Origin of the sequence: Terrabacter terrae (assembly GCF_039529575.1) — a bacterium.
GTDB classification, from domain to species: domain Bacteria; phylum Actinomycetota; class Actinomycetes; order Actinomycetales; family Dermatophilaceae; genus Terrabacter; species Terrabacter terrae.
The window spans coordinates 843,834-866,347 of record NZ_BAAANB010000021.1 but is presented as its reverse complement, the minus strand read 5'-3'; the positions used below and the strand labels follow the sequence as shown (position 1 = coordinate 866,347).

The 22,514-nt window shown below is 71.8% G+C and carries 19 protein-coding genes and 1 pseudogene; 6 read left to right on the top strand and 14 right to left on the bottom strand.

The genetic code is table 11. The annotated features are described in order from the left end of the window. Positions 1 to 99: 99 nt before the first annotated feature. Complete coding sequence (locus ABD194_RS14115; RefSeq protein WP_343992404.1) at positions 100 to 438, bottom strand: VOC family protein; 339 nt, start codon at positions 436 to 438, stop codon at positions 100 to 102. Between the two features lie 113 nt (positions 439 to 551). Then, the gene (locus tag ABD194_RS14110; protein WP_343992402.1) at positions 552 to 1,103 is read right to left on the bottom strand and encodes a TetR family transcriptional regulator; all 552 of its coding nucleotides are present in this window, start codon (positions 1,101 to 1,103) and stop codon (positions 552 to 554) included. 119 nt (positions 1,104 to 1,222) lie between these two features. Between ABD194_RS14110 and bioB the strand changes: the two genes are divergently transcribed. From bioB to bioD, 4 genes are read left to right on the top strand one after another with little or no spacing between them, the layout of a single operon-like run. Next, complete coding sequence (gene bioB, locus ABD194_RS14105; RefSeq protein ID WP_343992400.1) at positions 1,223 to 2,299, top strand: biotin synthase BioB; 1,077 nt, start codon at positions 1,223 to 1,225, stop codon at positions 2,297 to 2,299. Then, positions 2,292 to 3,632, top strand: a complete 1,341-nt coding sequence (gene bioA / locus ABD194_RS14100) for an adenosylmethionine--8-amino-7-oxononanoate transaminase (protein ID WP_343992398.1) — start codon at positions 2,292 to 2,294, stop codon at positions 3,630 to 3,632. The genes bioB and bioA overlap by 8 nt, the downstream gene beginning before the upstream one ends. Then, complete coding sequence (locus ABD194_RS14095; RefSeq protein WP_343992396.1) at positions 3,629 to 4,882, top strand: aminotransferase class I/II-fold pyridoxal phosphate-dependent enzyme; 1,254 nt, start codon at positions 3,629 to 3,631, stop codon at positions 4,880 to 4,882. Before bioA ends, ABD194_RS14095 begins: the two co-directional genes overlap by 4 nt. After that, positions 4,875 to 5,579, top strand: a complete 705-nt coding sequence (bioD, locus tag ABD194_RS14090; RefSeq protein ID WP_343992394.1) for a dethiobiotin synthase — start codon at positions 4,875 to 4,877, stop codon at positions 5,577 to 5,579. The genes ABD194_RS14095 and bioD overlap by 8 nt, the downstream gene beginning before the upstream one ends. On the opposite strand, the gene cimA is transcribed toward bioD, so the two are convergent. From cimA to ABD194_RS14040, 10 genes and pseudogenes are all read right to left on the bottom strand, one after another. After that, positions 5,558 to 7,138, bottom strand: coding sequence for a citramalate synthase (gene cimA, locus ABD194_RS14085; RefSeq protein WP_343992392.1), 1,581 nt, complete (start codon positions 7,136 to 7,138; stop codon positions 5,558 to 5,560). The genes bioD and cimA overlap by 22 nt on opposite strands. 318 nt (positions 7,139 to 7,456) lie before the next feature. Next, complete coding sequence (locus ABD194_RS14080; RefSeq protein ID WP_343992391.1) at positions 7,457 to 8,170, bottom strand: gamma-glutamyl-gamma-aminobutyrate hydrolase family protein; 714 nt, start codon at positions 8,168 to 8,170, stop codon at positions 7,457 to 7,459. A gap of 18 nt (positions 8,171 to 8,188) precedes the next feature. After that, entirely contained in the window at positions 8,189 to 8,956 is a 768-nt protein-coding gene (locus tag ABD194_RS14075; RefSeq protein WP_343992389.1) for a 3-oxoacyl-ACP reductase, read from the bottom strand. A gap of 53 nt (positions 8,957 to 9,009) precedes the next feature. After that, positions 9,010 to 10,392 (bottom strand): aldehyde dehydrogenase family protein, encoded by a 1,383-nt coding sequence (locus ABD194_RS14070; protein WP_343992387.1) that lies wholly within the window; start codon positions 10,390 to 10,392, stop codon positions 9,010 to 9,012. Beyond that, a pseudogene (locus ABD194_RS14065) lies at positions 10,389 to 11,758 on the bottom strand (glutamine synthetase family protein). Before ABD194_RS14065 ends, ABD194_RS14070 begins: the two are co-directional and overlap by 4 nt. Before the next feature lie 11 nt (positions 11,759 to 11,769). Further along, on the bottom strand, positions 11,770 to 12,531 hold the full coding sequence (locus tag ABD194_RS14060) for a FadR/GntR family transcriptional regulator (RefSeq protein WP_343992385.1): 762 nt from the start codon (positions 12,529 to 12,531) through the stop codon (positions 11,770 to 11,772). 1 nt (position 12,532) lies between these two features. Then, the gene (locus ABD194_RS14055) at positions 12,533 to 14,122 is read right to left on the bottom strand and encodes an amino acid permease (RefSeq protein ID WP_343992383.1); all 1,590 of its coding nucleotides are present in this window, start codon (positions 14,120 to 14,122) and stop codon (positions 12,533 to 12,535) included. 62 nt (positions 14,123 to 14,184) lie between these two features. After that, complete coding sequence (locus ABD194_RS14050) at positions 14,185 to 15,123, bottom strand: HAD family hydrolase (protein ID WP_343992381.1); 939 nt, start codon at positions 15,121 to 15,123, stop codon at positions 14,185 to 14,187. 11 nt (positions 15,124 to 15,134) lie between these two features. Further along, on the bottom strand, positions 15,135 to 16,232 hold the full coding sequence (locus ABD194_RS14045; protein WP_343992379.1) for a branched-chain amino acid aminotransferase: 1,098 nt from the start codon (positions 16,230 to 16,232) through the stop codon (positions 15,135 to 15,137). 177 nt (positions 16,233 to 16,409) lie between these two features. Continuing rightward, positions 16,410 to 17,474, bottom strand: a complete 1,065-nt coding sequence (locus ABD194_RS14040) for a 3-isopropylmalate dehydrogenase (RefSeq protein ID WP_343992377.1) — start codon at positions 17,472 to 17,474, stop codon at positions 16,410 to 16,412. Positions 17,475 to 18,083: 609 nt separating this feature from the next. Between ABD194_RS14040 and ABD194_RS14035 the strand changes: the two genes are divergently transcribed. Next, positions 18,084 to 19,277: an AI-2E family transporter gene (locus tag ABD194_RS14035; protein ID WP_343992375.1), complete on the top strand. Its 1,194-nt coding sequence runs from the start codon at positions 18,084 to 18,086 to the stop codon at positions 19,275 to 19,277. A 54-nt stretch (positions 19,278 to 19,331) separates the two neighbouring features. On the opposite strand, the gene ABD194_RS14030 is transcribed toward ABD194_RS14035, so the two are convergent. Both ABD194_RS14030 and serA read right to left on the bottom strand, forming a co-directional pair. After that, a complete protein-coding gene (locus ABD194_RS14030) occupies positions 19,332 to 19,796 on the bottom strand; it encodes an ATP-binding cassette domain-containing protein (RefSeq protein WP_343992373.1) in 465 nt (154 codons plus the stop codon). Positions 19,797 to 19,993: 197 nt separating this feature from the next. Continuing rightward, positions 19,994 to 21,577, bottom strand: a complete 1,584-nt coding sequence (serA, locus tag ABD194_RS14025; RefSeq protein ID WP_343992371.1) for a phosphoglycerate dehydrogenase — start codon at positions 21,575 to 21,577, stop codon at positions 19,994 to 19,996. Positions 21,578 to 21,725: 148 nt separating this feature from the next. Between serA and ABD194_RS14020 the strand changes: the two genes are divergently transcribed. After that, positions 21,726 to 22,490 carry an SDR family oxidoreductase gene (locus ABD194_RS14020; RefSeq protein ID WP_343994161.1) on the top strand — a complete coding sequence of 255 codons (765 nt, stop codon included), beginning with the start codon at positions 21,726 to 21,728 and terminating at the stop codon, positions 22,488 to 22,490. The last annotated feature ends 24 nt before the right edge of the window (positions 22,491 to 22,514 follow it).

Below are 22,514 nucleotides of genomic sequence, written 5' to 3'. Positions count from 1 at the left end.
CGCGGTCGAGCGGATCGTGCGGGCGCAACAACCGGCCACGTGGTCGCTCGTCGCGGCAGCTGCCTGCGCTCCGTCAGTGCCCCGGCGGGACGCCAGGGCTCAGTCCTCCGTGTCCACGTAGAGGCAGAACGGGTGCCCGGCCGGGTCCAGCATCACCCGCACATCCTCCTGCGGCTGGAAGGAGGCGACCTGCGCACCGACCTCGACGGCATACGCGACCGCCTCCTCGAGGTCGTCGACCTCGAGGTCGAGGTGAAGCATCATCAGCGGCTCCCCCGGCTCGCTGGGCCACACCGGGCGCACGTAGTTGGGCTCGGTCTGGAAGGAGAGGTTGTGGCCGGCCGTCTCGGACGGAGCGACGGGTGGCCCAGTCGGGCGTGTCCTTGTAGAAGGTCCACCCGAGCAGTCGCTGGTAGAAGTGCGCCAGGGCTGATGCATCCGGCGCGTCCAGCACGACGCCGAACCAGTGCTTCGTCGTTCGCAGGGGCATGCGGCCAGTCTGCGGCACCGGAGGGCCGCGATGGGGCACACGCGTCCGTCGTGGGTCGGCGCTAGCGGGTGACCCCGCGGAGGATGACCGCCAGTCCCACCTCGAAGGCCTTGGCCTCCCCAGCCGGATCGGGCGGCGACAGCTCTGGGTCGGCGCGCGCTGCCAGTCCCCGGTTCTGCTCTCCGGCAACGGAGCCCAGGACGTGGTGCACGACGAGGGCGGCCACCTTGTCGCGCTCGGACGCCGGCACGCCGGTGTCGTGGACGAGGCGGGCCAGCTCACGCAGCGCGCGGGTGGCACCCGGCTCGACGGCATACGCGAGCCCGACGACGTCGGCGGCGTCGGGAACCTGGACGAGGGCCTCGCGCAGGGACACGGCGAGCCCGGCGAGGGCCTCCTCGGGCGGCTGTCCCGGCGGAGGGACGGCGATCTCGGCCAGCAGGGCGTCCGCCACCTCGACGAGGAGCTCCTGCTTGTTGGCGACGTGCCAGTAGAGCGCACCCGGCGCGACGCCCAGCTCACGCGCGAGGCGGCGCATCGTCAGGTCGCCGAGGCCGTAGCGGCGCAACAGGTCCACGGCGGTCGCCACGACCTGCTCCCTGCTGAGTGCCACGCGGTCTCCAACCCCTGACGGTCCGCTTTAGACCCCCTGTTGACAGCCGAGCGTAGCGGCTCGGCATACTGAACGCCGTTCAGTTGAACACCGTTCAGCGCCGCCCGCAAGGAGACCCGATGCCCAGCCGACACGACGCCATCGCCGACGCCGTCCTGGCGGGGACCCCGGCCACCGAGCAGGATGCGCTCGCCGTGCTGCAGTCTGACGACGACGAGCTCCTCGAGGTCGTCGCAGCGGCGGCACGCCTGCGCCGCAGACACTTCGGCAACGCGGTCAAGGTCAACTACCTCGTCAACCTCAAGTCCGGCCTCTGCCCGGAGGACTGCCACTACTGCTCCCAGCGGCTCGGCTCGCAGGCCGACATCCTGAAGTACACGTGGCTGCGCCCCGACGAGGCGGTCGAGCAGGCGGCTGCGGGTCTGCGCGGCGGCGCCACCCGGATCTGCATGGTCTCGAGCGGACGGGGCCCGACCGACCGCGACATCGACCGGGTGGCCGGCATGGTGGGCGCCCTCAAGCAGGAGCACCCGGAGGTCGAGGTGTGCGCCTGCCTGGGCCTGCTCAAGGACGGACAGGCCCAGCGGTTGCGCGAGGCCGGCGTCGACGCGTACAACCACAACCTCAACACGGCGCAGTCGCACCACGACCACATCGTGACGACCCACACCTACGCCGACCGCGTCGACACGGTGAACCGCGCCAAGGACGCCGGGCTGTCACCGTGCTCGGGCCTCATAGCGGGACTCGGCGAGAGCGACGAGCAGCTCGTCGAGGCGCTCTTCGCCCTGCGCGACCTCGGCTCGGACTCGATCCCCGTCAACTTCCTCATGCCCTTCGACGGCACACCCCTCGAGGGCACGTGGGAGCTGACCCCCGGTCGCTGCCTGCGCATCCTCGCCATGGCACGAATGGTTTGTCCTGACAGGGAGATCCGCATCGCAGGCGGCCGGGAGATGCACTTGCGCTCGCTGCAGGGGCTCGCCCTGCAGGTGGCGAACTCGATCTTCCTCGGCGACTACCTGACGTCCGAGGGCCAGGCCGCCGAGGCCGACCTCGAGCTCATCCGGGACAACGGCTTCGTCGTGCTCGGCGCCGACGCCGTCGCGGCAGGGGCGAGGCCCTCCTCCCAGCGGCCCCACGACCCGGCCAAGCGTCGTCGCGGGGCCGGCACGGACGTCCCCGCCAATGCCTGAGCCCCCGGGGTCCCCCCTCGCGGCGCGCGACCGCGGGCTGGTCTGGCACCCCTACGCCCCCCTGGACGGCCCGGAGCCGTATGCCGTCGAGGGCGCCTCGGGTGTCCGGCTGAGCCTGCGAGCCCCGGACGGCACCCGCCACGAGGCCGTGGACGCCATGGCGTCCTGGTGGTGCGCAGTGCACGGCTACCGCAACCCGGCCCTCGACTCCGCCGCGCACGAGCAGCTCGACCGCTTCAGCCACGTCATGTTCGGAGGACTGACGCACGAGCCGGCGGTCAGCCTCGCCGAGCGCCTGACCGCCATCGCCCCCGGCCCGATGACACACGTCTTCTTCGCCGACTCGGGGTCGGTGTCGGTGGAGGTGGCCCTCAAGCTGTCCCTGCAGTACCAGGCGGCGCGCGGCCGTCCGGGTCGGCAGCGGTTCCTGACGGTCCGCGGCGGCTACCACGGCGACACCTTCGCCGCGATGAGCGTGTGCGACCCGGTCGACGGGATGCACTCGGCCTTCCCCGGCGCGCTGGCTCGACAGGTCTTCGCCCCACGACCACCCGCCGCACGGCTGATCACCACCCCCGACTGCGAGCAGCGCTGGGAGACAGACGTTCTCGAGCTCCAGCCCTGGGCGGCGGAGGTCCGGTCCCTCGCCGAGACCCACCGGGACGAGCTCGCCGCCGTCGTCGTCGAACCGGTGCTGCAGGGTGCCGGCGGCATGCACGTCTACCCCCCGGAGTGCCTGCGCGTGCTGCGCGACGTCGCCGACGAGCACGAGCTGCTCCTCGTCGTCGACGAGATCGCCACCGGCTTCGGCCGCACGGGCCGCCTCTTCGCCTCCGAGTGGGCCGACGTCGCTCCCGACGTCATGTGCATCGGCAAGGCGCTGACGGGCGGGTACCTCTCTCTCGCCGCGGTGCTCACGACCCGACACGTCGGTGACGCGATCACGCGGTCGCAGTTCCGCGCCTTGCTGCACGGGCCCACCTTCATGGCCAACCCGCTCGCCTGTGCGGTCGCGAATGCGTCGCTGGAGCTCGTCGAGGGCAGCTGGAAGGGGGACGCCCCGCGCGTCGGCCGCCTCCTGACCGAGCACCTGGCGCCCGCCGGCGGCCTCGCCTGCGTCACCGACATCCGGGTCCTCGGAGCCGTGGGCGTCGTGCAGCTGGCCTGCCCCGTCGACGTCGGCCGGGTCACCCGGGCGGCCCTGCGGCGAGGTGTGTGGGTGCGTCCGTTCCGCGACCTCGTCTACACGATGCCCCCCTACGTGTGCACCGACGACGACGTGCGGCTCATCGCCGACGGCATCGTCGGTGCCGTCTCGGAGGTGCACGGATGAGCGGCTGGGACGCCTGGCTGAGGCAGCGTGACGAGCTGCGGAGACAGCGGGGCGTCGACCGGTTCGACGCCGTGCTGCGCGAGGGTGGTTCGAAGGCGGAGACCCGCGACCCCCTGGACCTCGCGTCGAACGACTACCTGGGCCTGGCACGTGACGCCCGCGTCGTGGCCGCCGCCCACGAGGCGCTCACCCGCTACGGCGCGTCGGCGACCGCGAGCCGCCTCGTCAGCGGGACCCTCCCGGTCCACCGGGACCTCGAGGCCGCCCTGTGCCGGCTCACCGGCCAGCCGGCCGCCCTCGCCTTTTCGACCGGGTATGCCGCCAACCTCGGCGTGCTCACCGCGCTCAGCGGACGCGGGGCCGAGATCCTGCTCGACGCCCACGCCCACGCCTCGCTCCACGACGCCGCCCGCATGTCGCGCGTCCCGTACGGGTCCTTCGCCCACAGCGACCCCTCGGCGCTCGACCGGGAGCTCGCTGCGCGTGCCGGACGCAGGGTGGTCGTCGCCGTCGAGTCGATCTACTCGGTGCTCGGTGACGCCGCCCCCCTGCGCGCGCTCGTCGAGGTCTGCCACCGCCACGGCGCACTGCTCGTCGTCGACGAGGCCCACGGCATCGGGGTCGCCGGCGGCGGTCGCGGCCTCGTCCACGAGCTGGGCCTCGTGGGCGCCCGCGACGTCATCATCACGCTGACGCTCTCGAAGGCCCTGGGCTCGCAGGGCGGAGCCGTCCTCGGCCCCACCGCCATCCGGCACCACCTCGTCAACAGCGCGCGCAGCTTCATCTTCGACACCGGCCTCGCTCCCGCGTCCGCCGCCGCCGCGTGGGCGGCCGCCGACGTCATCGCCGTCGAGCCGTCGCTGGCAGCAGCCGTCCGGGCCAACGCCGCCACCATCGCGGCGATCTGCGGCATCGAGCAGGCCGCCGGCGCGGTGCAGTCGCTGCCGATGCCGTCCCCGGAGGCTGCGGTCGCCGCCGCCCTGGACCTGCGGGCCGAAGGCGTGCTCGTCGGCTGCTTCAGGCCGCCCAGCGTCCCCGACGGCGTCTCCCGGCTGCGCGTCACCGCCCGCGCCGACCTCTCGGGACCAGACCTGCGCGAGGCGGCGCAGCTCGTGGCCCGGCGCGCGGCGACGCCGGGCGAGCGCGGGTCGGCAGGTACCGTCGGGTGGCCACGGGCAGGGGATGCTCCCTCCCCTGCCCGTGGCCTCCTGACGGTCGCCGCCACCCCGCCCGGTTCGGTCGATGACTAGCGGCCCGCTGCCCCGGGTCCTCCTCGTCACCGGGACGGACACCGACGTGGGCAAGACAGTCGTCACGGCTGCGGTCGCCGCGACGGTGCTGGCGGCGGGACTGCGCGTCGCGGCATACAAGCCCACGCAGACGGGCGTGGCACCCGGGGAGCCGGGCGACATGGCCGAGGTCGAGCGGCTCACCGGCGTGGCGACGTCGGAGGGGGTGCGGCTGCGCGCGCCGATGGCGCCCAGACCGGCCGCGGCGCTCGAGGGTGCGCGGCTGCCGACGATGGCCGAGCACCTGGAGTCCGTCACCGACCTCTCTGGGCACCACGACGTCGTCGTCGTCGAGGGCGCGGGTGGTCTGCTCGTCGAGCTCACGGAGGCGGGCGAGACTCTCGCCGACTTGGCGGGAGGACTGCGCGACGCGGGTGCACTGGTAGTGGCGCGCAGTGCCCTGGGGACGCTCAACCACACGATGCTGACCCGGGAGGCGCTGTCGCACAGGATGATCCCCCAGCTCGGAGTCGTCTTCGGTGCGTGGCCGGACGAACCCGGTGTCGTCGAGACGACCAACCGCGACTACCTCGACGACCTGCCGGAAGGGCTCCTGGGGGCCGTTCCGCTCGGCGCGCCACGTGTGGATCCGCCGGCCTTCCGCGCGGCCGCGCCCACCTGGCTGCCCGGACTGGCTCAGCGCCTGGCGACGTCCTGACGCAGCAGCCCGTGCACGATGCCGTCGGTGAGCGCCCGCCAGGACGCGGCCAGGATCGACCCGGCCACCCCGATGGTGTCCCACGACGTCTCGCCGTCGGAGGTCTCGATGAGCACCCGCGTCACCGCGTCGGTGCCGTGGGAGGCGTCGAGGATGCGCACCTTGAAGTCGATCAGCTCGATCTTCTCGATCTCCGGGTACGCGCGGGTGAGCGCCTCGCGGAGGGCGTGGTCGAGCGCGTTGACGGGACCGTTGCCCTCTCCGGTGGCGATGAGACGGGCGCCGCCGGCGCGGAGCTTGACGGTCGCCTCGGAGGTGGCGTCGCCCTCGCCGGACGAGTCGGTGATGACCCGCCAGGACTCGACCTCGAAGTAGTCGGTGCAGCCGGGCTCGAGCGCCTCGCGCAGCATGAGCTCGACCGTGGCGTCGGCCGCGTCGAAGGTCCAGCCGCGCAGCTCGAGCTCCTTGACCTCGGCGAGCACCGAGGCGACGACGTCGGGCCGGTCGGACACGTCGAGCCCCGCCTCCCGGGCCTTGAGCTCGATGCTGGCCCGGCCGGCCATGTCGGAGACCAGGGTGCGCATCCCGTTGCCGACGAGGGCAGGGTCCATGTGCTGGTAGAGGTCCGGGTCGACCTTGAGGGCGCTCGCGTGCAGGCCGGCCTTGTGTGCGAAGGCGCTCGCGCCGACGTACGGCTGGCGGCTGTAGGCGGGGACGTTGGTCACCTCGCTGATCGCGTGGGCGATGTGCGTGGCCCGCCGCAGGGCGTCGGGATCGAGCGCGGCGAGGCCGAGCTTGAGCTGGAGGTTGGCCGCGACGGTGACCAGGTCCGCGTTGCCGGTGCGCTCGCCGTAGCCGTTGACCGTGCCCTGCACGTGGCTGGCGCCGGCGCGCACGGCGGCCACGGAGTTCGCTGCGGCGCAACCGGTGTCGTTGTGGCAGTGCGCACCGATCCGCGCCCCCGTGGAGGCGATGACGTCGGCGACGACCTCCTCGACCTGGTGCGGGAGCATGCCGCCGTTGGTGTCGCAGAGCACCACGACCTCGGCCCCGGCCTCGTGCGCGGTGCGCACGACGGACAACGCGTAGTGGCGGTCGAGACGCCAGCCGTCGAAGAAGTGCTCGCAGTCCACGAAGACGCGCCGGCCCTCACCGACGAGGTGGCTCACCGTGTCGCGGACCATCTCGAGGTTCTCCGCGAGGGTGGTGCGCAGGGCCCGCTCCACGTGGCCGGTGTGCGACTTGGCCACGAGGCAGACGACGGAGGCCCCGGAGTCGAGCAGCGCGCGTACGAGGGGATCCTGCGCCGCGTCACCCCCGGCCCGCCGGGTGGCGCCGAAGGCCGCGAGCGTCGCCTGCCGCAGGGTCAGCTCGGTCTGTGCCCGCTCGAAGAACTCGGTGTCCTTGGGGTTGGCGCCGGGCCAGCCGCCCTCGATGAAGTCGACCCCGAGATCGTCGAGCAGCCCGGCGATGGCCAGCTTGTCCGACACCGAGAGGTTGAGCCCCTCCTGCTGGGCGCCGTCGCGCAGGGTGGTGTCGTAGACGTGCAGCGCTTCCATGACCTTCATTGTCCTCGATCTCGGGGATGCGGCCGGCCGCCGTCGGGGCGGCCGGCGCGGAGGCGTGATCTCGCGTCCCGGTCTCTTCTCGTGTCGCGGCGGCCGGGGGTGGTGGCCTTCGCGGGTCTCCCTCGGGGTGTCTCGGGAAACAAAAAGACCCCCCAAGGGTTGGGAGGTCTGCGCGACGAGGGGTGCTCGTCGCGCTAGTCGATAATGAGGGTGCCGGTGGGCACGGGTCGCTTCATCACCCGCTCACCGTAGGGCTGCCGCGGCGCGGGCGGAACCGCAGGTCCGGATCGTGGACCCGCGCGGCCGGGGCTACCGACGGCTGGAGGCCGCCTCGACGAGGGCACGGAACAGCCGCGGGTCGGTACCGACCTCGGGATGCCACTGCACGGCCAGCCGGAAGAAGGCGGTGGGGTCCTCCATCGCCTCGAGGGTGCTGTCCGCGGCCCACGCCGATGGCTCGTAGCCGGGGTGCGTCAGCACCGACTGGTGGTGGTAGCTGGGCACGTCCACCTCCTCGCCCAGGATCGCGGCGAGGCGCGTGCCGGCGACCGTGCGTACCGGGTGGCTGCCGTAGGTCGCCGGGGCCGGCGAGTGGTCGTGGTGGCCCACCCGGTCGGGCAGGTGCTGCTCGAGCAGACCGCCAGCGGCGACGGCCATCACCTGCATGCCGCGGCAGATGCCGAGGACGGGCAGGTCGGCCTCCGCCGTCGCGCGGGCGATCGCCATCTCGGTGGAGTCGCGGTCGGGACGCGAGGCCTGCACCGACGCGTGCCGCTCGTCGGCGTAGAGCTCGGGCGCCACGTCCACGCCCCCGGCCAGGACCACCCCGTCGAGCCGCTCGACGATCTCCAGGGCCGTGTCGTCGTCGGCATCGGGGCGCGGCGGCACCACCACGGCTATCGCGCCGGCGTCCTCCACCTGCCGCACGTAGCGGTGGGGCACCAGGGCACCGGGCACGTCGACCCAGTGGCCCCACGAGGCGCGCTCGACGTACGCGGTGATGCCGATGACCGGACGACCCATGACCACCCCCTACCCACCTCAGAGCGGGGTCACGTAGGCGCCTGAGATGCCGCCGTCGACGAGGAAGGTCGACGCGGTGATGAAGCTCGACTCGTCCGAGGCGAGGAACAGCACCGCGTTGGCCATCTCCTCGGGCTCGCCGAAGCGGCCCATCGGCACGTGGACGAGCCGGCGCGCGGCCCGCTCCTCGTCCTTGGCGAACAGCTCCTGCAGGAGCGGGGTGTTGACGGGGCCCGGGCACAGCGCGTTGACGCGCACCCCCTGGCGGGCGAACTGCACCCCGAGCTCGCGCGACATCGACAGCACGCCACCCTTGCTCGCGCTGTAGGAGATCTGCGACGTGGCGGCACCCATGACGGCCACGAACGAGGCAGTGTTGATGATCGAGCCCCTGCCCTGCTCGAGCATGTGGGGCAGGGCCGCCTTGCAGCAGAGGTAGACCGACGTCAGGTTGACCTCCTGCACCTTGCGCCAGGCGTCGAGGTCGGTGTCGAGGATCGAGTCGTCCTCGGGCGGGCTGATGCCGGCGTTGTTGAAGGCGATGTCGACCGAGCCGTACGTCTCCTTCGCGGTGCGGAAGAGCGCGTCGACGTCCTCCTTGCTCACGACGTCGGCCCGCACGAAGGTGCCGCCCACCTCGTCCGCGATGCGGGGACCGTTGGTCTCGTCGAGGTCGCCGATGACGACCTTGGCGCCCTCCTCGGCAAACCGCCGCACGGTCGCAAGCCCGATGCCCGAGCATCCGCCGGTGATGACCGCGACCTTGCCGTCGAGCCTGCCTGTCATGTGGATCTCCTTGTAGCCCAGTGGTTCTGCGTGTAGGTGTGGGGGCCGACGGGTCAGTCGGTCGCGATGAAGACGTTCTTGACCTCGGTGAACGCCTCGAGCGCGTCAGGACCGAGCTCGCGCCCGATCCCGCTCTGCTTGAAGCCCCCGAACGGGGTCGAGTAGCGCACGCTGCTGTGCGAGTTCACCGAGAGGTTGCCGGCCTCGACGGCGCGGGCCACGCGCAGCCCGCGCGCCAGGTCGCGCGTCCAAATCGACCCCGAGAGGCCGTATGCCGTGTCGTTCGCCTTGGCGACCGCGTCGGCCTCGTCATCGAACGGCATCACCGCCACGACAGGGCCGAAGACCTCCTCCTGCCAGACGCGGTCGCTCGTCGATCTCGGCAGGACGACGGTCGCGGGGTACCAGTAGCCGGCGCCGTCAGGAGCGTCCCCGCGGAAGGCGACCTCCACCTCGTCTCCGGCGTCCTCGACGTAGGAGCGCACCCGCTCGCGCTGACCGGCGCTGATGAGCGGCCCCATCTCGGCCGTCTCGTCGCGCGGGTCTGTGACGACGACGCCGCGGACCGCCGTCTCGAAGTGTTCCATGAAGGTGTCGAAGACGCTGCACTCCACGAGGATCCGGCTGCGGGCACAGCAGTCCTGGCCCGCGTTGTCGAAGACGCCGTAGGGGGCCCGCGCCGCGGCGAGCTCGAGGTCGGAGTCTGCGAAGACGATGTTCGCGCTCTTCCCACCGAGCTCGAGGGTGACCCGCTTGACCTGGTCGGCGGCCCCGCGCATGATCCGCTGGCCGACTGCCGTCGAGCCGGTGAAGCAGACCTTGCGCACGTCGGGATGCGTGACGAAACGCTCCCCGACCACGTCGCCCCGACCCGGGACGACCGTGAGGACACCCTCGGGGATGCCCGCCTCCAGCGCGAGCTGCCCCAGCCGTACGGCCGTCAGCGGCGTGAGCTCGGCCGGCTTGAGCACGACCGTGTTGCCCGCCGCGAGAGCCGGTGCGAAACCCCAGCCGGCGATCGGCATGGGGAAGTTCCACGGCACGATGATGCCGACGACGCCGAGCGGCTCGCGGAAGGTCACGTCGACGCCGCCGGCGACCGGGATCTGGCGCCCGAAGTTCCGCTCGGGCGCGCCGGCGTAGTAGGCGAGCACGTCACGGACGTTCCCGGCCTCCCACCGGGCGTTGCCGATGGTGTGGCCGGCGTTCTCCACCTCGAGCAGCGCCAGCTCCTCCTGGTGCTCTCCGACGAGGTCGGAGAAGCGGCGCAGCAGCATGGCCCGGTCGGCCGGGCTCACCGCCCGCCAGGCGGGGCTCGCCTGGGCGGCACGAGCGATCGCCGCGTCGGCCTGCTCGAGGGAGGCGAGCTCGACGGTGCGGACGACCTCCTCGGTCGCAGGGTTGACGACGTCGTGGGTCTGGCTCGTGGTGGTCACAGTCGCTCGAATCCTCTCCGGCGCTCCCAGTCGGTGACCGCGGCGTTGAAGGCCGTGATCTCGACGTCGGCGGCGTTGACGTAGTGGTCGACGACCTCGTCGCCGAAGGCCGTGCGGGCCACGGCGGACGCGGCGAGCAGGTCGCGGGCCTCTTGGAGCGTCGAGGGCACGCGCGGCTTGTCGCACGTGTAGGCGTTGCCCTCGAGGGCCGGCTCGAGAGGCAGCTCGTTCTCGATGCCGTGGAGCCCGCCGGCGAGCATCGCGGCCACCGCGAGGTAGGGGTTGAGGTCGCCGCCACCGACGCGGTTCTCGACGCGCAGGGCCGGGCGCCGCGACCGACGACGCGCAGGGCGCAGGTGCGGTTGTCCCGCCCCCAGGCGACCGTCGTCGGTGCGAAGCTCGCGGACGCGAACCGCTTGTAGGAGTTGATGTTCGGCGCGTAGAAGTACGTCAGCTCCCGCTGGGTCGACAGTATCCCGGCGAGGAAGTGTTCGAAGAGGACGCTGTGCCCGTGCTCGCGCTCCTCGTCGGCGAAGACGGTCTCGCCGTCCAGCCCCCGAAGCGAGAGGTGGATGTGGCACGAGCTGCCCTCGCGCTGGTCGAACTTGGCCATGAAGGTGATCGACTGCCCGTGGTGGGCGGCGATCTCCTTGGCCGCGTTGCGGTAGACGACGTGGTTGTCACACGTGCGCACCGCCTCGTCGAAGAGGAAACCGATCTCGTGCTGGCCGAGGTTGCACTCCCCCTTGGCGCTCTCGACGACGGCGCCCGCGGCATACATCTCGTTGCGGATCTCCCGCAGCAGCGGCTCGACGCGGTCGCCGCCGAGGATGGAGTAGTCGACGTTGTAGCGGTTGGCGGGCGTCAGCCCCGTGTACCCCGCGTCCCAGGCCTGCTCGTACGACTCCTGGAACACCATGAACTCGAGCTCCGTGCCGCAGTGCGCGCCCAGCCCCAGGGCGGCGGCCCGCTCCACCTGCTTCTTCAGCACCGACCGCGGGGACTGGAGGACGGGGCCGCTGCCGTCGAGCCAGGTCAGGTCGCACTGGACGGTGGCGGAGTGGCGGCTCCCCGGAGTCCGACGCAGGGTCGACAGGTCGAGGTCGAAGAACATGTCCCCGTAGCCGCGCTCCCACGACGAGATCGCGTAGCCGTCGACGGTGTTCATGTCGACGTCGACGGCGAGCAGGTAGTTGCAGCCCTCGGTGCCGTCCTCGAGCACGTGGTCGAGGAAGTAGTGGCCGTGCAGGCGCTTGCCCTGCAGGCGTCCCTGCATGTCGGTGAACGCGACGACCACCGTGTCGATGTCGCCCGACTCGATCTCGGCGCGCAGCCGCTCGAGGGTCAGGTTCGGTGCTGGTGCCATGTGCACATGTCCTATCCGAGAAGTCCGCGCAGGAGCGCGGAGGTGGCGTCGCAGTGCTCCTCCATGGCGGCCCGCGCGCGGTGCGGGTCGCCACGCAGGATCGCCTCGACGACCTCGTGGTGCTGGGCGTTCGAGTGCTCGATGTTGCGGGTCAGGACGGGGATCGCGGTCAGCATGTCGTGCAGTGCGGACTGGGCCCGGGTCACTGCGTCCACGAGCATCGGCGAGCCCGCCAGCGTCGCCACGGCCAGGTGCAGCCGGGAGTCGGCGACACGGTGGGCCGCGGCGTCGGCCGCCTCGTCGACGTCGCGCAGGCTGTCGGCCAGCCAGGCCCGCTGGTCCCCGGCGAGCGGCTGCGAGGCGGCGAACCACGCCGCACCGGGCTCGACGACGCGGCGGAACGCCAGCGCGTCGTCCATGGCGGCGCCGCTGCGCACCGGGACGTCCTTGGGCTCCCACGACGCAGCCCTGACGGCGCCGTCGTAGGTCACCCAGGTGCCGCCGCCGCGGCCCCGTCGGGTGGTGACCATGCCGGACTCCCGCAGCGCCGCGATCGCCTCGCGCAGGGTGTTGCGTCCGATGCCGAGCCGCTCGGCGAGCTCGCGCTCCGGCGGCAGCTGCTCCCCGTCGGGGAGCACCCCGAGTCGGATCGCCCGCGCCAGCTGCGCCACCGCGTGCTCGAAGGCGTTGCCGGACGCGGGACGCAGCACCGCGTCCGGCAACGCCGTCAGGCCTAGGGGCTGGGGCGGCTGGGCTCCCCTGTCAGGCACCATGTCAGCCGAGGATCTCCGCCGCCGGCAGCGTATCGTGGCCTCGCGGGACGTCTCGCATGAAGTGCCTGCGGCCGCCGACGAACCACGTCACCGTCGAGAAGACCAGGACGACACCGACGGCGATCGGGGCATAGTTGAACGTCTCGACCGTGATCGGGTTGGCGGGCGGGAGCATGAAGAGCACGACGATGAAGGCCACCCACGCGACCGAGACCCAGCCGATCGGCGCGCTCCAGCGGCCGAGGTTCCACCGGCCGGGACGGAAGTCCGGGTTCGTGCGGCGCAGGAAGACCGGCACGACGTACGCGATGTAGAGGCCGATGACCGCGATCGAGGTGACCGCGAGGTACGCGGTGGTCGACACGAGCGCCGGCGTCGTCAGGACCACCGAGCACGCGACGCACAGCCAGATCGAGTTGGTGGGCGTGCCGGTGCGGGGGTTGACCTGGGACCACCAGCGCGAGCCGGGGAGCGCGTTGTCGCGCGAGAACGCATACGACATGCGGGAGTTCGCGGTCACGGAGGCCATGCCGCAGAAGAACTGGGCGACGGCACAGATGAAGAGCAGGAAGATCCCGAGCGAGCGGCCGGCGGCATCGATGAAGATCTGCGCCGGCGGCAGCCCGATGTCGGTCCCGAGGGCGCCGTCGTAGCTCTGGATCGCCGCGGTGACGGCCACGAGCAGGACCCAGCCGGCGAGGATCGAGACCCAGACGCTGCGGACGATGCCCTTGGGCGCCTCCGTCGACGCGTTCTTCGTCTCCTCCGCGACGTGCGCCGACGCGTCGAAGCCGGTGTAGGTGTACTGCGCCATGAGCAGCCCGAGCAGGAACGCGTAGAACGGCGTGCCCCAGCCGGTCCGGTTCTCGAAGTGGGTGAACGTCCACGAGAGGTCCTGGTGCTTGTCCGGGACGACCACGAGGATGCCGACGATCACGGCGACGCCGACGAGGTGCCACCACGCGCTCACGTTGGAGAGGAGCTTGACGAGGTTCACCCCGAAGGTGTTGAGCAGACCGTGCAGCGCGATGATGACCAGGAAGGCGACGAACGTCGTGCCGGCCGTGACCTGCAGGCCGAAGACCAGGCTGAGCAGGGCCATCCACGTCACCGCGGCGCCGTAGTCGATGGCCGCCGTGACGGCGACCTCCCCGAGGAAGTTGAACCAGCCGACGTACCATGCCCACACGCGCTGGTTGCGGCGGGCCAGGCGGCCGGCCCAGAAGTAGAGGCCACCCGCGGTCGGATAGACCGAGCACACCTCCGCCATCGCCATGGCGACACACAGGACGAAGGCGCCGACGAGCGGCCAGCCGATCGAGATGGCGATCGGACCGCCGGCGTTCATGGCGATCGCGTAGCTGGTGATGCAGCCCGCGAGGATCGAGATGATCGAGAAGGACACGGCGAAGTTGGAGAAGCCGGACATGCCGCGGTGCAGCTCCTGCTTGTAGCCGAGCGACGCGAGCATCCCCTCGTCGTCGTCGGAGGAGCCGGACGAGCCGGCAAGGGCCGGGTCCGCGTCCGGCTGGACGGCGCGGGCGCTGGCGTCGAGGGGCGGGTCGGCGGGAGGGGACGGAGGAACGCTCACTGCACTACCTCGCAAACATCAGGCGGCAGACCTTTGCCCACCGCGTCATGTGATGCGAGGCATCAAATACCCGCACGCCACGACGCGTCAATGGTTCTGTCTAAAACCTTTTGTTCGGCTCTGCCCAGAACAGCCTCGAGCACCTGCGCGACGCCGTCCTCGTCGTTGGCCGGGCACTCCCGGTCGGCCGCCCGCCGCACCTGCTCGTGGCCGTTCGCCACGGCCCAGCCGACCCCCGCCCACGAGAGCATGGGCAGGTCGTTGGGCATGTCGCCGAAGGCCCAGACCTGTGAGGCCTCGAGGCCCAGCCGGGCGGCCCAGCGCTCCAGCCCCGCGGCCTTCGTCACGCCGGGAGCGTTGATCTCCGCCAGGCCGTGCGCCCCCGAGAAGTGCAGGTGCCCCCGGTCGCCCAGCACGTCCTCGACCGTCGCGAGGAACTCGTCGACGGGCAGCTCCGGCGCGAGGGCAAGTAGCTTGCCGACCGGCTCGGAAGCCACCTGCCGCCAGGACCCTCGGACCGAACTGGCAGCGCCCCGGTCGCGATGCGGGTCGGGGTAGTCGTCGGCGACGAACGGACCCGTGGCGCGCTCGGCGGCGAACGTCACCGACGGCACGGCGCGGCGCAGGTCTGCCACGAGCTCGTCGACCACGGAGCCCTCGAAGCAGTGCGTCTCGACCAGGCGGCGGGTCGCCACCTCGTAGACGAAGGCGCCGTTGCCGCAGATGGCGGTGCCTCGCGGACCGACGACGGGCTCGAGGTCGTGCAGCCAGCGCGGCGGTCGAGCCGTGACGAGCACCGTCTCGATGCCCGCCTCGGCTGCCGCGGTCCAGGCGGCGACCGTGCGAGACGAGAGCGAGCCGTCGGTGCGCAGCAGCGTCCCGTCCAGGTCGGAGGCGACGAGGCGAGGGCGCGGGCCATCGACGAGACCCCACCGGGCCTCGCCGGACGCCTCGCCGGACGCCTCGCCGGACGCCTCGCCGGACGCCGGGCCGACGCCCACCGGCCGCCTACTCAGACCAGCCGGGTCAGCCAGCCGTGGCTGTCCTCCGCGCGGCCGTACTGGATGTCGAGCAGCCGCGTGCGGATCGCCTCCGCGTAGCGGTCCTCGTGGCCATCACGACGGTGGTCGACGGAGCCGCCGTCCCAGCGCAGCTCGCCCACCGGGGTGACGACGGCGGCGGTGCCGCAGGCGAAGATCTCGACGATGTCGCCGTTGGCCGCCCCCTGCTTCCACTCCTCGATGGGGATCCGGCGCTCCTCGGGCTCGAGGTCGAGCTCCTTGGCGATCGCCAGGATCGAGCTGCGGGTGACGCCCTCGAGGATGGTGCCGGTGAGCTCGGGCGTGATGATGCGCCCGTCCTTGGTGACGAGGAAGAGGTTCATGCCGCCCAGCTCCTCGATGTACGTGTGCGTCGAGGAGTCGAGGAACACCGCCTGGTCGCAGCCGTGCTCGATGCCCTCGAGCTGGCCGGCGAGCGAGCTCGCGTAGTTGCCGCCGCACTTCGCGGCGCCGGTGCCGCCCTCCCCCGCACGCGCGTAGTCGGTGGAGATCCAGAGCGTGACGGGCTTGAGGCCGCCGGAGAAGTACGCGCCGGCCGGGGATGCGATGACGGAGTAGGTCACCTGCTGCGCGGGACGCACCCCGAGGAAGGCCTCGGAGGCGAACATGAACGGACGCAGGTAGAGGCTCTTCTCGCCGGCGTCACCCGCGGGCACCCACTCCTGGTCGACGGCGACGAGCTGGCGCAGCGACTCGATGAAGTCCTCCTCGGGCAGCACCGGCAGGGCCAGGCGCCGGGCCGACCGGGCGAAGCGCGCGGCGTTGGCCTCGGGGCGGAACGTCCAGATCGAGCCGTCCGCGTGGCGGTAGGCCTTCATGCCCTCGAAGATCTCCTGGGCGTAGTGCAGGACGGCCGCGGCCGGGTCGAGCTGGAAGGGTCCGTAGGGCAAGACCCGCGCCCCGCCCCAGCCGCCGTCGGCGGTCCACGTCGCGACGACCATGTGGTCGGTGAAGGTCTTGCCGAAGCCGGGGTTCTCGAGGATCTCGGCGATGCGCTCGGGCGGGGTGAGGTCGTCGCGGCGGGTGACCTCGAAGGACAGCTGGGTCATGACAAACCTCCAGGAGCAAAATCAGCGGTGATCCGACGTCAGGCTATCGCCCACATGGTGAGACGACGTAGCCGGGCGCCGTTGGCGACGGGCGGGTCCGTACGCGTGGTGCGCTCGCGCGTACGAACCCGCAACGCCTATGGGGACACGGGCGTGCGTATGCCGTGTGGCGCGGTCTCAGAGGCGGGCGGCCACGGCGTCGCCGACCGTCGTCGTGCTGCGCGTGGCGTCGCTGCGCTCGGCCAGGTCGGCTGCGACGGCAGCCTCGACGCGTGCCGCCTCGGCGTCGAGCCCGAGGTGGGCCAGGAGCATCCCGACCGAGAGGATCGCCGCGGTCGGGTCCGCCTTCGACTGTCCCGCGATGTCGGGGGCGGAGCCGTGGACCGGCTCGAACATGCTCGGCGTCGTGCGTGCCGGGTTGATGTTGCCCGAGGCTGCCAGCCCGATGCCGCCGGCGATGGCTGCGGCGATGTCGGTGACGATGTCGCCGAAGAGGTTGTCGGTGACGATGACGTCGAAGCGACCCGGGTCGGTGGCGAGGAAGATCGTCGCGGCGTCGACGTGCTGGTAGGCCGTCTCGACGTCGGGGAACTCGGCGCCGACCTCCTCGACGGTGCGACGCCAGAGGTGGCCGGCATACGTCAGCACGTTGTGCTTGTGCACGAGGGTCAGGTGCTTGCGCGGTCGGGCCTGCGCGCGTGCGAACGCGTCACGCACGACCCGCTCGACGCCGTAGCGCGTGTTGACGCTGACCTCCGTCGCGATCTCGGCGGGAGTGCCGACACGCAGCGCGCCGCCGTTGCCGGTGTAGGGGCCCTCGGTACCCTCCCGGACGACGACGAAGTCGATCCCGTCGGGGGCGACGCGGGCGACGTCGAGCGGGCTCGAGACTCCTGGGAAGAGCTTGGCGGGACGCAGGTTCACGTAGTGGTCGAGGGCGAAGCGAAGGGGCAGGAGCACGCCGCGCTCGAGCACGCCGCTCGGGACGCTGGGGTCACCGATGGCGCCGAGGAGGATCGCGTCATGGCCGCGCAGCTCGTCGAGCACGGAGCCGGGCAGCGTCTCCCCCGTGGCGTGCCAGCGCCGTGCGCCCAGGTCGTAGTCGGTGGTCGAGAACTTCGGGCCACCCTGCCCCGTGACGGCGTCGAGGACCTTGAGGCCCTCCGCAACCACCTCGGGACCGATGCCGTCACCGCCGATGACCGCGATCGAGTAGGCGTCCTGCAGCTGCGTCTGTGCCATGCCCGCCAGCCTAGGAGCCGTCTTGTGATGTGGGATCCGTGTCTCAGGAAGTGAAAAGCGAAGCCCCCGCCGTGGGGGCGGGGGCTTCGGGCGTTCCAGCGCTCCGACTCGGAGTCAGTTGTCGGTGTGGCCCTGGTCGCGCAGGTCCATCGACTCCTGCAGTGCCTGACGGGCGGCCTTGGCGTCTTCGCTCATTGGGAATCACGTCTTTCGGTTGCGTTCGGGTGTCGGTCTCAGGTGGCTCCAGCCCGGGTGGGCGAACCGGTCAGCACGAGGGGTGCGCGGGATCTCCGCGGCGAGGGTGCTGACTACCTGGACTCGCCGCGGCGGAGAATGAGTACGACCTGCCGCGCCATGCGTTTCACGGTACGCGGGCCCACGTGCTGGTACAGGGGGTTTCCAACAACTGAGACGCGATGTCCACGAACGGGCGAGCGAACTCATGACGCGCCGGATCACGCGCGGCGCGTTCGCGGCATCCCCCGATGCGCGGGCGCGGGCTCGTAGGCTCGGTGGGTGAGCGCCGATCACGTCGATGAGACCGCCGCCCCCCCGACTGGCCCCCCGGCCGACACGGCGCACCGCGGGCACGGGAGGACGGGCCATGCCGTGCCCGGCGTGCCGTTCGACGAGCAGGCGCGCTGGATCGCCATCACGCCGGCCAACGCCCGCCGGGTCACTGCGACCGTCATCGGGGGCCTCGTCCTGCTCGCGGTGGCCACCTGGGCCTTCGACGCGATGGGCAGCTTCCTGTTCCTGCTGCTGCTCGCGTGGCTGCTGTCCATCGCCCTCGAGCCGGTCGTGCTGTGGCTCGGCAGGCGAGGGATGAAGCGGGGTCTTGCGACCGGCCTCGCCATGCTGGCGATGGTGCTGCTCTTCGTCGCCGTCGCCGAGATGTTCGGCCAGGTGTTCGTCTCGCAGCTCTCCGAGCTGGGGAGCCAGCTGCCGACGGCGATCACCTCGGCCATCACCTGGGTGAACTCGACCTTCGGCACGTCGTTCGACCTGTCCCAGATCCAGAAGGCGCTCGTCCTGACCCCGGACAAGCTGGGCGAGCTCGCCGGGAAGTACGGCGGCGGCATCATCGGCATCTTCGGCTCGGTGCTCGCCTTCCTGTTCGACGCCCTGACGATCCTCGTCTTCACGTACTACTTCTCGGCCGACAGCCCAAAGCTCCGCCAGACCATCGGCTCGTGGCTCCCCCAGCGCTACCAGCGGGTCTTCATCACGGTCTGGACCATCTCCGTCGAGAAGACCGGTGGCTACGTCGTCTCCAAGGTCGTGCTCGCCACGCTCTCCTCCGTCTTCCACGCCGCCTTCTTCTGGTTCATCGACGTGCCGTTCTGGCTCCCGCTCGGTGTCTTCGCCGGCATCGTCGGCCAGTTCATCCCGACGATCGGCACCTACATCGGCGTGGCACTGCCGGCGCTCTTCGCGCTTCTCGACCGGCCCGTCAACGCGCTCTGGATCGCGATCTTCGCCACGGTGTACCAGCAGGTCGAGAACTATGTCTTCACCCCCCGCATCAGCCGCCGGACCATGGACGTGCACCCTGCCGTGGCCCTGGGGTCGGTCATCGCCGGAGCGGCACTCTTCGGCCCGATCGGCGCGCTGATCGGCATCCCCATCGCGGCCGTGGCCCTGGCGATCGTCGACACCTTCAGCAAGCGTCACGAGCTCGTGCCGGAGCTGGCGGAACTCGAGACCCCCGACGGCCAGGAGCCTGCCAGCGGCACCGAGCACCTCACCGAACGCACCGAGGACGACCCCACCGGCTCGGCCGACGCACGCCCGGCCGGTTGAGGCCGCACCCCTTGAAGGCAAGTCGGGCCCTCACGAGCTGACTCACGACAGAGGTCAGGACGAGACGTCCCGGCCGCCGAACGTGACGACTCCCAGCAGGGCGAACACCACGACCGTGCCCGCGGCAACCTCGACCGCCGGCCAGGAGACGCCGCTGCGCAGCGGGTCGTGGGCGGCGGACTGGTAGAACGGCGACAGCTTCTGGGCCGGGGACAGCCAGTCGACGGGCCCGCCCAGGTCGAGATCGAGCTGCCTCGCGAGCGCGGCGGCGTCAGGTGGTCTGCCGAGCCGGTGGAGGTGACCGAGGTAGTCGACATGGTCCTGCCCCGTGAGCCGTGGGTAGAGCGAGACGTCGCCGGGGACGTAGCCCACCCTGCGGTGCAGCTCGTCGCGATGCCGCCAGGCGTGGAGCTCGAACAGCTCGGCACTGCCCGACGTGGCTCGGGTCAGGCCCACGAGCGGGCGCAGCGTCCTGGTCTTGCCGGCCCCGTTGGGGGCCGAGGTGGCCGAAGACCTCACCCTGCTCGACGACGGGGTCGACGCCGCGCAGGGCCTCGGTGGCGCCGAACCGCTTGGTCACGCGCTCGCACCGGATGACACTGGCGCTCACCCCTCGACCGCCGCACGGACGCCCGTGCCACCGGCAGGGTCCGAAGACCCGACGACCCGCATGGGGGCGTATGCCGTGTGCCTGGGCCGCGCGCGCCCCGCCCGGGTCAGTCCTGCAGGTCGACGACGGAGAAGCTCTTGGCCTCGATGGCCTGGGACAGCTCGACGGCGAGGGCAGCGGGAACGGCGCTGTCGACGCTGAGCACCCCGATGGCGCGGTCGTCCTGCCGCGAGACCTGCATGCCGCCGATGTTGACGTCTGCGTCGCCGAGGATGCGACCGACGGTGCCGATGATGCCCGGCCGGTCGGAGTACTCGAAGACGAGCATGTGGTCCGAGAGCGGGACCTCGAGGTCGTAGCCGCCGACACCGACGAGCTTCTCGACCCTCCGCGGTCCCGTGAGGGTGCCCGACACCGACACGACCGTGCCGTCCGTGAGCGTGCCCCGCAACGTCGTGACGCTGCGGAAGTCGCCCGAGTGCGGGTCCGTGACGAGCCGGACGACGCACCCCCGCTGCTCGGCGAACACCGGGGCGTTGACGTACGTGACCGGGTCCTCGACGACGTCGGTGAACAGTCCCTTCAGCGCCGCGAGCTTCCAGACGTCCACGCCGTGCGCCGTGATCTCGCCCCGCACCTCGACGTCGAGCAGGGCCGGGACGGCGCCGGCGACGGCCGTGAAGATGCGGCCGAGCTTCTCCACGAGCGGGATGCCCGGGCGCACCTCCTCGGCGATGAGGCCGCTGGCGACGTTGACCGCGTCGGGGACGAGCTCCCCGCCGAGCGCCTGACGGACCGACCTGGCGACCGCGATGCCGGCCTTCTCCTGGGCCTCGTGCGTCGAGGCGCCGAGGTGCGGGGTGACGACGACGGAGTTCAGGGCGAACAGCGGCGAGGCCGTGGTCGGCTCCCTGGCGAAGACGTCGAGGCCGGCGCCGGCGACCCGGCCCTCGGCGACGGCACGGGCGAGGGCGGCCTCGTCGACGATGCCGCCGCGGGCGGTGTTGACGATCCGCACGGTCGGCTTGACCTTCGAGAGGGCCTCCTCCCCGACGAGCCCCAGGGTCTCCGGGGTCTTCGGCAGGTGGACGGTGATGAAGTCGGACTCCGAGAGCAGCTCGTCGAGGGTGACGAGCCGGACGCCGAGCTGCCCCGCCCTGGCCGGCGAGGCGTAGGGGTCGTGGGCGACGATCCTCATCCCGAAACCCTTGAGCCGCTCGGCGACGAGGGCGCCGATGCGGCCGAGCCCGAGGATGCCCACCGTCTTGTCGAGCAGCTCCACGCCGGCGTACCTGCTCCGCTCCCACTCCCCGCCCTTGAGCGCCTGGTCGGCGGCGGCGATGTTGCGCGCCGCGGCAAGGAGCAGGCCCACGGTCAGCTCGGCAGCCGAGGTGATGTTGGCGGTGGGGGCGTTGACCACCATCACGCCGGCGCGCGTGGCCGACTGAACGTCGACGTTGTCGAGACCCACTCCGGCGCGGGCGATGACCTTGAGCCTCCTGGCGGCCGCGATGGCGTCTGCGTCCATCTTCGTCGCGGAGCGGACGAGCACCGCGTCGACGTCGGCGAGGGCGGCCAGAAGCTCCTCGCGGTTCGTGCCGTCGACGTGACGCACCTCGAAGTCGGGTCCCAGTGCCTCGACCGTGGCAGGCGAGAGCTCCTCTGCGACGAGGACGACGGGCTTGCTCACGGGATGCTCCCTTCCGGGCGGGTGCCGGCCGCTCGCGCGTCGAGCGCCGGCCCTTTCCGACACCGCGCTGTGCCGCCGGTGAGTCTAGGCGCTGGCCCTGCGCAGGCAGGCCGTTGCGCGGAGACGATGCAGGAGCCAGTCTGTGGCCATGCGCATCGTGGTGACCGGCGGTATGGGCGACCTGGGGTCGCGAGTCGTGCGACTGCTCGTGGCACAGGGCCACGAGGCCGTGGCGGCCAGCCGCCGGACCGGACTCGACCTCACGACGGGCGCCGGCCTGGAGCCGGTCGTGGCAGGCGCCGACGCGGTCGTCCACTGCGCCGACGACCCGTCCCGGGGCGACTTCGTGACCGTCTACGGGACGCGGCGACTGGCCGATGCGGCAGCCGCCCGGGGCGTGCACCTCGTCCACGTCTCCATCGTCGGCATCGACGACCACCCGATGGCCTACTACCGCCGCAAGCTGCGCGCCGAGCAGGCCGTGGCGGCGGCCGGTGGCCCGGCCACCGTGCTGCGAGCCACCCAGTTCCACTCCCTCGCAGCCTTCTTCGGGCGGACCCTGACGAAGGGACCAGTCACCTTCACGATCGGTGACATGGCGTTCCAGCCGGTCGACACCGACTTCGTGGCCACCCGCTTGGCCGAGGTGGCAACCGGTCCCCGCCCGGCGGCATACGTGCGCGCCCGCGACCTCGCGGGTCCCGACGTCCTCCCCCTCGTCGAGCTCGCGCGACTCGTGCGCGCCCACCGGGGTGCTTCGGCTCCGCACGCCGTCCACGTGCCGCCCGTCGGCCGGCTCCTTCACGCCTTCGCCGAGAGCCGCAACGTGCCGGTGCCCGGCGCCGCCCACGTGGGCGGGCGGACGTTCGCGGAGTGGCTGGCCACCCAGCCGGCCCGGCTCACCGGACACTGACGGGAGCGCATACGCCGAGCGGCC